Consider the following 10,314-nt stretch of genomic DNA (forward strand, 5'->3'; position numbering starts at 1 on the left):
CCGCTTCAAGTTGTCAGGAAAGATGTCCATGAATGCCCCGCAAACCCGCTCCCTAATTGCTGCTGGCCTCGTCGTGCGCGATGCCGTCGCTGCTGATCTGACCGCCGCGCACACCATCTACCAGCACTATGTCTTGCATGGTCGCGCTTCGTTTGAAGAGATCCCACCCACGCTGGATGAGATGCGCAATCGGCATGCGCATGTGTTGCGTCAGCGCCTGCCGTATCTGGTGGCGGAATACGACGGCCAGATCGTCGGTTATGCCTATGCGTCGGCCTATCGGACACGTAGCGCTTATCGCTTTACCGTCGAGGATTCGGTTTACGTGGCCGAGGGGCAGCAGGGAAGGGGCGTAGGTCGTGCCTTGCTGGCTGAGCTGATCGTTCGCTGCGAGGCCGGGCCGTGGCGGCAAATGATTGCGGTCATCGCCAGCTCCGCCAGTGGCGAAGGGGCTGGCTCGTTGGTGCTGCACGAGCGCATGGGTTTTCGCAATGTGGGTGTGCTGCATGATGTGGGTTTCAAGCATGGGCAGTGGCTCGATACCGTTTTTCTACAGCGCGAGCTTGGTGCTGGCAGCGAGACGCCACCGGTTGATGCTTGATCGCGTCGCGACCGGATTGCAGCGATAGGCCTGCGCCAAGGCGATTGGCGTGGCCTGATCTGAAATGTCGGGAATTCGTTTGCGTTGCAAATGATAATAATTATCATTAATATGTATTGCATGGACCGACACCCAACCCCTTCATCGCCACGCCCCGTCGATGCGCTCAGCTGGCCCAACCAGCAAGTCGTGCTGGATAGCCGCACGCTGCTGCAATCGCAATCGGCCGTGGTGATCGAGCACAAGGGCGTGCGCTATACCCTGCGTGAAACCCGGCAGGGCAAGCTGATCCTCACCAAGTAAGAGCCCATTTCAGTAGTTGGCTGCGCCTGCGCATTTTGCGGTCGGGCGGTGCTCGGAATCCTCATGTACCAATCGTACATTCCGGTTCCTGTGCTCCGGCCTTCCACAAACTGCTTTGGCTCGCCGACTACTGCAACGGGCTCCAAGCACCTTAAACATACCGCGCATGCCAGCCGGACCCCGAACGACACCTCGTTACGGGCAGCCAGCCGCGCAGGGTTACGTTCGCCCATCCAGATGGATGAGCGACTGCCCGCTGACAGGAACTGGCATGAATCGCACCCAGCACACGCTGGCGCTAAGCCTGATGGCTTGCGCCTTGAACGCCGCCTATGCGGCAGACACCCATCAAGAATCGACGGATACCCTCGCCCCGGTCGTCGTCACCGCCACGCGCACCGCAAAGTCCCTCGGAGACCTGCCGCCCTCGGTCACCACCACCGACCGCAAGACGCTGGATGAGCAATCCATCCGCAGCTTCACCGATCTGGGCAACCGCGCCGAGCCGGGCGTCACCATCACCCGCCAGCCGCGCTACGGCGGCACCAACATCAATATCCGCGGGTTGGAAGGCAACCGCATCCTGATGCTGGTCGACGGCATCCGCCTGCCGGATACCTTCTCGTTCTCCGGGCGTGATGCGTTCATCGGGCAAGACATGGTCGACTTCGGCTCGCTCTCTGCTATCGACATCGTGCGCGGGCCGGGTTCGACGCTGTATGGCTCATCGGCCCTCGGTGGCATCGTCGGCCTGCGCACACTGGAACCGGCCGACTTGCTGCGTGGTGGCAAGCAGTTCGGTGGGCGCATCGATACGGATTACGACAGCGCGGACAAAAGCTACGGTGCACGTGCCACGCTAGCTGGCGAGTTGGCGACCAATACGCTGTGGCTGATGCAATTCGGCGGGCGCAAAGGCAGCGAGCTGGATAACCAAGGCACGGTGGGTGGCACCGGCGCGCTCCGCACCGAGCCGGAACCACAAGACAGCAACAGCAAGAACGTCCTCGGCAAGCTGCAGCATTACTTCGAGGGCGGTCACACGCTCAGGCTGACTGGTGAATACCGCAACAGCACCACCGATACCCAACTGCTGAGCGATCTCTCCGCTACCGTCAAATCCAGCCGTGCTGAGGACGAACAAACCCGCAAGCGCCTCTCGCTGAGTTATGACTATGCCGCGCCGGAAGCCGGCCACTGGATCGACGCCGCAACCGCCCGTGTGTACTGGCAAAAGCTCGATAGCGACCAGCATCGCTACCAGGTACGCACCACGGCGGCCGACTACCAGCGCGACGGCCAATACGCCCAATCGATGAAGGGTGCGAATGGCCAACTGGTGAAAAACCTCGACGGCGCGGTGACGCAGCAATGGGTCGTCGGCGGGGAGTGGTGGCAATCGCACACCGTCGAGTTCGCTGCCGGCAAACCGGCCTCGTCCGCGATCAATGTGCGCACGATCCCGGTGACGGATGTCACGCAATGGGGCGTGTTCGCGCAGAACGAAATCGGCTTCAACGATGGCAAGTATTTGCTCACGCCGGCCGTGCGTTATGACCGCTACGGCCTGACGCCGGAAATCGATAACTTGCTCGCCGCGCAGATTGCCGCCGGTACGGCTGTAACTCCCAAGGAGCAGAGCGATTCCAAGGTATCGCCCAGCCTGCGAGGCACCTGGAAGGTCAACGAAGGGCTGAGCTTTTACGGCCAATACGCGCAGGGTTTTCGTGCGCCGACGGTGGTGGAAGTCAACGGCCAGTTCGCCAATACCGCCCAGGGTTACAAGCTGATCGCCAATCCCGACCTCAAGCCGGAAACCAGCGCCGGCATCGAGTTCGGGGCGCGCTTCGGCAGCGATGCGCTGGGCGGCACGACTACTGTTTACGACAACCACTACAAGAACTTCATCGAGCAGGTGGTGCTGGGCGGCAGCGGCACCTCGGCCGATCCGTTGATTTATCAGAACGTCAACGTCGCCAAGGCACGCATCTATGGCGCGGAAGCCACCGGCCACTGGCGTTTCTGGCCGGACTGGCGCATCAACGGCTCGCTGGCGTGGGCAGTCGGCAGCAACGAAACCACCGGTGCCTGGCTGGATTCGGTCGCGCCACTCAAGGCGGTCATCGTCGTCGGCTATGCCCGCCCGCAATGGGGGCTGGATAGCACGTTCACCGCCGCTGCTGCCAAACGGCATGTCTCCACCAGCAGTTACTTTCAGGTGCCCGGCTATGGCGTGGTCGATTTCAGCGGCTGGTGGTCGCCGATCAAAGACCTGCGCCTGACCGCCGGCCTCTACAACCTGTTCGATCACAAGTACTGGAACAGCCAGGATCGCGCCAAGAACGCCCAAGGTGGCGGGCCGGGCGGACTGATGCTGGCAAGCGATCCAGCACTAGACCGCTATTCGCAGCCGGGCCGTAGCGTGCGGGTGGCAGCGAGATGGATGTTCTGAGCGGTCGCGCATTGTTATTCCGGCTGAAACGAGCGTGGCTTTTGTAGGAGCGAGCTTGCTCGCGATGACACTGGTTCATTCACCGTTGCCATCGCGAGCAAGCTCGCTCCTACCGGGGCAGCGGCTCCGATCACGGCAGCGTAACTAGATTGAGTTTCCCCTTCCGCCAAGCCATCCCGCACTTTCGAGCCGGGGTGGCCGAGTGGTTTTTCAACGATCAATTCGAGGTACGACACATGAGTGTTCCAACCATCGTCCCATCCTTCGCCGAGTTCGCCGCCGAGCTGCAAACCCGCCACACCTTGCTGGTCGCCGCCGAACCCAAACTGCGCATGCGCGAGCGGGCGGAACGCCTGCAGGTCAGCGAAGCCGCCTTGGTCGCGGCGGAGTGCGGCGTGCAGTCGGTTGAACTCACCGGCACGCCACAGACGCTGTTCCGCCAGCTCGGTACGCTCGGCGAAGTAATGGCGTTGTCGCGCAACGACTGGTGCGTACACGAACGCCATGGCCGCTATGCAGACATCCATGCCGATGGCCCGGTGGGCATGGTGCTCGGGCCGGACATCGACCTGCGTCTGTTCTTCAACTGCTGGAAATACGCCTACGCCGTGGTCGAAAACGGCCGGCAAAGCTTGCAGTTCTTCGATCAGGAAGGCGTGGCGGTGCACAAGGTCTATCGCACCGAAGCGACTGACGCCGTGGCCTGGGAAGCGCTGATCGCTGTCTTCGCCCTCGGCGCCAAGCAAGTACCGCAGTTCGATGCGGTGGTTCCGACCCAGGAAGCCGCCGATGCCGCTGACCCCGCCGCCTTGCGCGCGCACTGGCTGGCGCTGGAAGACACCCATGCCTTCTTCCCCATGCTGCGCAAATTCAAAGTCGCCCGGCTCGGTGCCCTGCGCGCTGCCGGCCGTGATCTGGCGCAGCCGGTGGAGAACAGCGCGGTGGAAACCATGCTGCAGCGCGCGGCCGAGAGCGGCTTGTCGATCATGTGCTTCGTCGGCAATCGCGGCATCGTGCAAATTCATACCGGCGCGGTGCAAAAGCTGCTGCGCACCGGGCCTTGGTTCAATGTGCTTGATAGCCGTTTCAGCCTGCATCTGAACACCGCCGCGATCGCATCGAGCTGGGTGGTGAACAAGCCGACCAAGGATGGTTGGGTGACCTCGCTGGAGGTTTACAACGCCGATGGCGAGCTGATCGTGCAGTTCTTCGGCGAGCGCAAACCGGGCAAGCCGGAATTGCCGGCATGGCGCGAGTTGCTGGTTGATTTGTGCAGTGAGCCGCTGGCGGCATAACCCGTAGCCCGGACACCTTGGTGGCCGGGGTGGCGATGGCTCCCGTCCGGAGGATTCATGGGGCGGCATCCGCCGACCATGCCGTCCGGCCTATGACCTGGCGGTTTGTTGGGGCTTTGTTCCCTCTCTCACTAATTAGCTGAGCAAGGCTAAAGCCTTGTACGCGAGGGCGAGGGGAGAAAGGCACAACCTGTAGACGAGACACCTTGTGTGGTCTCAGTTACGACAGCTCCCCGGCCGGCGAAGCCGTCCGGGCTACGAATGAATCAACGTTGATACCCATTATGAAAAACCTGTTTCTCGCCCTGTTGCTGAGCCTGTCCACGGTGTTCGCCCAAGCCGCCGAAGCCCCGCAACGTGTCGTCAGCCTCGGTGGCCCGCTGACCGAGATCGTCTATGCGCTCGGCGCGGGCAACCGGCTGGTCGGAGCGGACATATCCAGTCTCTATCCGGCCGAAACCGCCAAGCTGCCCAAGGTCGGTTACTACCGGGCGTTTTCGGTGGAAGGCGTGGCAGCGCTGAATCCGGATCTGGTGCTGGCAACCGATCAGGCCGGCCCGCCGCAAGCCATCGAGCAGCTGCGGCGCTTGGGCAAGCGTGTGATCGTACTGCCGGGTGCGCCGACGCTGGATGCTTTGGAGCAACGTATCCAGGGTGTTTCCGCCGCGCTGGGGTTGCGTAGCGACGGCAGCGTGATGGCGGCGCAGATTCGCGGCGAGGTCGAGCAATTGCGCCGTACCCCATCCGGGGCCATGCGGGTGCTGCTGGTGAGCAACCACACCGGCAAGCTCGAAGGGGCCGGGCGCGATACCGCTGCCGATGCGATGCTCAAACTCGCTGGTGCCAAGAACGTGCTGGCGGCGCAGAAGGGCTACAAACCGCTGTCAGCCGAGGCATCGCTGGCATTGGCGCCTGCTGCCATCGTCACCACCAATATGTCGATTCAGGCGGCTGGCGGCTTGAGCCAATTCCTTGCGATGCCGGGCATTGCTGCCACCCCGGCCGCGAAAAACAAACGAGTCATTGTGATGGACGACTTGCTGCTACTGGGATTTGGGCCGAGGTTGCCGGAGGCGTTGCGGGTGTTGAAGGGTGGGTTGGTGGGGGTGACGATGGCGAGTCGATAAAAAGTACTGGCACCCAAAGCACGCGGCCATTTAAAGCGCGGCAGGTTTTCACCTCCCCCTTTTTGAAGGGGGATTGAGGGGGATTTCGATTTCGGTGAAATTTGAGATGACGCAGAAATCCCCCCTAACCCCCCTTCAAAAAGGGGGGAATTGCAACGTTGGTTATTTGGAACGTAGCCCATAACAGGAACACCAATGTCATCACCAACAACCCCCGCCTTGACCATCGCATCCTCGCCACTCCAGCTACCCCGCGGCCTGATCGTCCTGCTGGCCTTGCTCGCTGTCCTGATCTTGCTGGTCCTTGTCTCCTCTGCCAGCGGCGCAGTCCGCATCCCTTTCGCCGAACTACCGCGCCTGCTTTTCGGCACACCAACCAGCGATGAAGAACTCCTCTGGCGCAACGTCCTGCTGGAAGTCCGCCTGCCCCGCGTGGCCTTGGCGGTGGTCGCCGGGGCCGGGCTGACGCTGACAGGTGCGGCGATACAAGCGCTGTTCCGCAATCCGTTGGCCGAGCCGGGCTTGATCGGCATTTCCTCCGGCGGGGCGTTGGGCGCAGTGGCGGCAATCGTGCTTGGCGCGCCGGCCATGATCTGGCTGGCCCCGGCTGCATTCCTCGGCAGCGTGGTGGCGACTTCGCTGTGCTACCACATCGGCAAGCGCCAGCAGGGCGTGGGTGGTTTGTTGCTGACGGGGGTGGCGATCAATGTGGTCTGCGGCAGCCTGATCGGCCTGTTCACCTATCTGGCGGACGACAACCAGCTGCGCAGCCTCACGTTCTGGAACATGGGTAGTCTGGCTGGGGCGACGTGGTCGTCTCTGGCGTTTCTTGCGCCGTGGACGCTAGGGCTGTGTCTGCTGTTGCTACGCCAATGGCGGGCGTTGAATGCGCTGCTGCTCGGCGAGCGTGAGGCGCAGCATCTCGGCTTTGCCATGAAACCGGTGCGCCGCAAGCTGGTGTTGCTGGTGGCGCTGATTGTCGGGCCGCTGGTGGCGGCGACAGGCGTGATTGGTTTCGTCGGGCTGGTGGTGCCGCATCTGGTGCGGCTGACCTTGGGGGCGGATCACCGTTGGTTGTTGCCCAACGCGATGGTCGCCGGTGCGATTGCACTCACGCTGGCGGATTGGCTGGCCCGCGTGGCCGTGATCCCGGCTGAGTTGCCGATCGGCATTGTCACCAGCCTGATCGGCGGGCCGTTCTTCCTGTGGTTGCTGGCACGGAGGGCGTTCTGATGCTGGTTGCCGAGCAACTCAGTTGTGGCCGCAATGGCCGGGCAGTATTGGAGGGCGTCTCGCTGCAGCTTTTACCCGGCGAAGTCTTGGGTGTGCTGGGCGCGAACGGCGCAGGCAAATCCACCTTGCTCGCCACCTTGGCGGGGGAGATTGCACCGCTGGCTGGCCAGCTTCATCTGGCTGCTAAGCCACTGCTGCACATCGCTGCCGAGACGCTGGCCCGCAGCCGCACCGTGTTGCCGCAATCGCCGTCACTGTCGTTTGATTTGGGCGTTCGGGAAATTGTTGCAGCCGGTGCATACCCCTTCCCTGAACTCTCGCCGCGTGAGCTGGAAACGTTGTTGGCGCGCACGCTGGCGCTGGCGGATGCCACGGCATTTACGGCGCGGCGTTATCTGGCACTTTCTGGAGGTGAACAGCAACGGGTGCAGTTCGCCCGCGTGTTGACGCAAGCCTTGGCCGGCAAAGTGGTCGGCGAATATCGCGTGCTGATGCTGGATGAGCCCACCGCCAATCTCGATCCGCGCCACCAGTTGCTGCTGCTACGCACCGTGTCGGCGTTGGCGAAAAGTGAAGGTTTGGCGGTGTTGGTGGTACTGCACGACGTCAATCTGGCCGCACAGTGGTGCGATCGCTTGTTGTTGCTGGCGGATGGCGGTGTGGCCGCCTTGGGCTCGCCGGACGAGGTGCTGATTCCGCCGGTGCTGCAAGCGGTTTATGGCGTAGCGGCCACGGTGTTGCCGCATCCGGCTAGCGCGGCACGGCGGTTGGTGTTGTTTGGGTAGGTCATGTAGCCCGGACGGCTTGCCGGCCGGGGTGGCACCGCTACCAGAGTCACCCCGGCCGGCAAGCCGTCCGGGCTACATGTTGGCTCAACGTTCCAGCTCACGCCGCCGTCCCGGCAACCGATCCCGCGCCTGCACATCCTGATACTGCCTGAGCAGCTGATGCGTCAGCGCCCGTCCTTCCAGACCGATGCGGACGATCTGGATGAACTGCGGCTGGGTGAGCTGTTTGGCGTCGGCCAATCGGGCCAGCGCGTCGAAGGCGGCGGCGCTCGAGGCGTAGACGGCATGGCTGGACGCCGTGAGTGCTTCGGCCATCAGCGAAGCCAGCGTGCTCGTGTCCGCATACGGGTCGAGGTGGGTCAGCGTGGTGGCTGGCTTGCCGATTTCCGCCACATATTGCGCGGTGATGCCGGGGCGGATGTGTTTTTCGTCCCACAGCAGCTGGTAGCCATAAGCGGCTTGATGCGGGTAACGCGCCAGCTTGGCGTATTGCCGGACCTCGTCGTCATCGAGCTTGTAGGTCTTGCTGCCGGCTTCGAATTTCTTGGTTTGCAGCAACAGGGTGCGGCAGCCTGCGCCGTCTGGCAGCTCCAGCACAAAGACGATATCTGCACCGGTTTGCGTTTCCGGCTTCTGGCTGGCGGCGCGCACGGTGCGGATGTCGACGCTGGTATTCGGGTCAATCAACCACGCTGGCGCGGTGCGCAGTTCGGCTTGCAAGGCATACAGCCATGCACCGGTCAGCACGTTTTCGCACGCTGTGGTGCGCAAGTCAGAGGCCCGGAATTGCTCCGTCGCGGCCTCCACGCACCAATAGATCAGCCAGGCCCAACGGTTGTGGAAGTAATTGTGCTGGGCCAGCAGCGCTTGGCGAGCCGGCCAATACACCTGATCGAGCGGTACGCCGTTCGATTTGGTCAGCCCCTGCATCCGCGTCGTGCTTTTAGCGCCGATGGCGGCAAAGGCCGGTTGATCGAGCAGATTGGGCGGATGCAGGCTGGCTTGCTGCGACGCGTTGACGGTATGCAGCTGCGCTTCCGCCCAGTCCAGCATCATGGCTGCCCGCACTGACGTCTTCCAGGTCACGTCGCAGATTTGCAGCAGGCGGTCGGTTGCCGCCCTGAGCATGGCTGCGTCGGCGATGTCTTGGGTGCCCGGTAGCGCGAGTCCGCTGGGAATCCGGCGCGTGGTATCGAAGCGGGCAGTTTCGGCTTTTAAGGTGTCCAGGGCGCGCTGGCAGTCGTAGATGACGAGTAGCTGCTTGCAGACCTGCTTGTAGTCTTGCAGGGCCAGCTGGCTGAGCCAGGCGTAATCGGTGTCGAGTGTATCGATCTGAGCATTGCGCTGGAGCGATCCGACCCGTTGTGCAACAGCGTCGACCAGCTCGCGCTCCTGCAAATTTGCGTCTTCGATGAGCTTGGTGAGTTCGGTCTTGCGGCGCCAGGCATCGAACGCCGGGCGGGGCGGCCAGAGGTCGGTGTTGAGGGCTTGTTTCTCAACGATGTTTTGCTGGCGCTCAGTGCGTAACTTGGCGAGCTGTGCAGTCTCGGGCAGCACTGCTGCGGCGTTGACGATGCCTCTGGCCTGTGCGGCCGGAATGAGTGCTTCGTGCCGCTGTTTGTGCGCTTCCAGCGTGGCTCGCAAGGTGGCGGCTTGTTCGATCAGCGCATAGAGCGCGGTCTTTATCGCCGCGACGGTATCCGGGTAGTTCAAATGAGGGGCCGTTGAGTTGATGTGGGGGCAGGTGCTGCTCTTCAGCCGAGTGATCAAGGCGGTGTTTCGACAGTCTGGCACTTTTTTATTTTCTTGCCGGACACGTCATCAATTTGTGTCGTCGATGCGGATTTTTGCATGTCCGCCCGACACTTCGTCTGGAGAAAAAGCCGCTTATCGGGTACCCCATTTTTTTACATTCAAATGCTTGACGCAAAAAGGGCTTCTCCCGGTAAATCCCATCTCGGTGTCAGTTCAATGACATCGAGTAAAAAACATAAATGGAGGAGTACCCAATGAAACCCTTGTTCGCGCGCGGACACGGGAAGCTGGCGCTTGCCGTGCTTCCTGCCGCACTTGCAGCACAATTCGCCCTCGCCTCGTCCTACCCGACCTGGCAAGCCGATACCTACTACACCGCTGGCACCATCGTTTATTACAGCGGCCACGACTACAAGGCACTGGTCAACCAGACCGACTACACCAGCACCGGCTGGAACCCGACCAACGCCAGCCTGTGGACTGACCTTGGCGTGAGCAGCGGCGGTGCTACACCGACCCCGGCACCGACCGCAACCCCGACACCGAAGCCGACGGCAACGCCGGTACCGGTGACCGGCACGCCAGTGCCGACAACGGCCCCGACGCCGACTGCTACCCCGACCCCCGCGCCGACCCCGGCCACCACCTGCTACGCAGCGTGGAGCGCAACGCAGGATCACTACAACGGCGGCGACAAGGTCACGTTGAATGGCGTGAATTACGTTGCCAACTGGTGGACCAACGCCAATCCGTCGACCAA

At 62.4% G+C, this 10,314-nt stretch carries 9 protein-coding genes; 8 read left to right on the top strand and 1 reads right to left on the bottom strand.

What is annotated here, in order from left to right:
- The first annotated feature begins 28 nt into the window (after positions 1–28).
- The 7 genes from BR41_RS17870 to BR41_RS17900 all read left to right on the top strand — a co-directional run bounded on the left by BR41_RS17870 (position 29) and on the right by BR41_RS17900 (position 7,796).
- Positions 29–601: a GNAT family N-acetyltransferase gene (locus BR41_RS17870; protein WP_211251802.1), complete on the top strand. Its 573-nt coding sequence runs from the start codon at positions 29–31 to the stop codon at positions 599–601.
- Positions 602–721: 120 nt separating this feature from the next.
- A complete protein-coding gene (hemP, locus tag BR41_RS17875; RefSeq protein ID WP_035059739.1) occupies positions 722–904 on the top strand; it encodes a hemin uptake protein HemP in 183 nt (60 codons plus the stop codon).
- Positions 905–1,175: 271 nt separating this feature from the next.
- On the top strand, positions 1,176–3,356 hold the full coding sequence (locus BR41_RS17880; protein ID WP_051711297.1) for a TonB-dependent hemoglobin/transferrin/lactoferrin family receptor: 2,181 nt from the start codon (positions 1,176–1,178) through the stop codon (positions 3,354–3,356).
- A gap of 236 nt (positions 3,357–3,592) precedes the next feature.
- Positions 3,593–4,651, top strand: a complete 1,059-nt coding sequence (locus BR41_RS17885) for a hemin-degrading factor (RefSeq protein ID WP_051711299.1) — start codon at positions 3,593–3,595, stop codon at positions 4,649–4,651.
- Between the two features lie 284 nt (positions 4,652–4,935).
- Positions 4,936–5,778 (top strand): heme/hemin ABC transporter substrate-binding protein, encoded by an 843-nt coding sequence (locus tag BR41_RS17890; RefSeq protein WP_035059742.1) that lies wholly within the window; start codon positions 4,936–4,938, stop codon positions 5,776–5,778.
- A 195-nt stretch (positions 5,779–5,973) separates the two neighbouring features.
- Entirely contained in the window at positions 5,974–7,011 is a 1,038-nt protein-coding gene (locus tag BR41_RS17895; protein ID WP_084187378.1) for a FecCD family ABC transporter permease, read from the top strand.
- The gene (locus tag BR41_RS17900) at positions 7,011–7,796 is read left to right on the top strand and encodes a heme ABC transporter ATP-binding protein (protein WP_156970777.1); all 786 of its coding nucleotides are present in this window, start codon (positions 7,011–7,013) and stop codon (positions 7,794–7,796) included. The genes BR41_RS17895 and BR41_RS17900 overlap by 1 nt, the downstream gene beginning before the upstream one ends.
- Before the next feature lie 87 nt (positions 7,797–7,883).
- On the opposite strand, the gene BR41_RS17905 is transcribed toward BR41_RS17900, so the two are convergent.
- Positions 7,884–9,512, bottom strand: a complete 1,629-nt coding sequence (locus BR41_RS17905) for a hypothetical protein (RefSeq protein WP_035059744.1) — start codon at positions 9,510–9,512, stop codon at positions 7,884–7,886.
- A 296-nt stretch (positions 9,513–9,808) separates the two neighbouring features.
- Between BR41_RS17905 and BR41_RS17910 the strand changes: the two genes are divergently transcribed.
- Positions 9,809–10,314, top strand: a 506-nt coding sequence (locus BR41_RS17910; RefSeq protein WP_035059745.1) for a carbohydrate-binding protein, incomplete at its 3' end; no start/stop codon positions are given.

Origin of the sequence: Andreprevotia chitinilytica DSM 18519, assembly GCF_000711875.1 — a bacterium.
Lineage (GTDB): Bacteria > Pseudomonadota > Gammaproteobacteria > Burkholderiales > Chitinibacteraceae > Andreprevotia > Andreprevotia chitinilytica.

Coding starts and splice junctions, on each gene's coding strand:
- BR41_RS17870 (WP_211251802.1), top strand. CDS start 29: ATGAATGCCCCGCAAACCCGCTCCCTAATTGCTGCTGGCCTCGTCGTG.
- hemP (WP_035059739.1), top strand. CDS start 722: ATGGACCGACACCCAACCCCTTCATCGCCACGCCCCGTCGATGCGCTC.
- BR41_RS17880 (WP_051711297.1), top strand. CDS start 1,176: ATGAATCGCACCCAGCACACGCTGGCGCTAAGCCTGATGGCTTGCGCC.
- BR41_RS17885 (WP_051711299.1), top strand. CDS start 3,593: ATGAGTGTTCCAACCATCGTCCCATCCTTCGCCGAGTTCGCCGCCGAG.
- BR41_RS17890 (WP_035059742.1), top strand. CDS start 4,936: ATGAAAAACCTGTTTCTCGCCCTGTTGCTGAGCCTGTCCACGGTGTTC.
- BR41_RS17895 (WP_084187378.1), top strand. CDS start 5,974: ATGTCATCACCAACAACCCCCGCCTTGACCATCGCATCCTCGCCACTC.
- BR41_RS17900 (WP_156970777.1), top strand. CDS start 7,011: ATGCTGGTTGCCGAGCAACTCAGTTGTGGCCGCAATGGCCGGGCAGTA.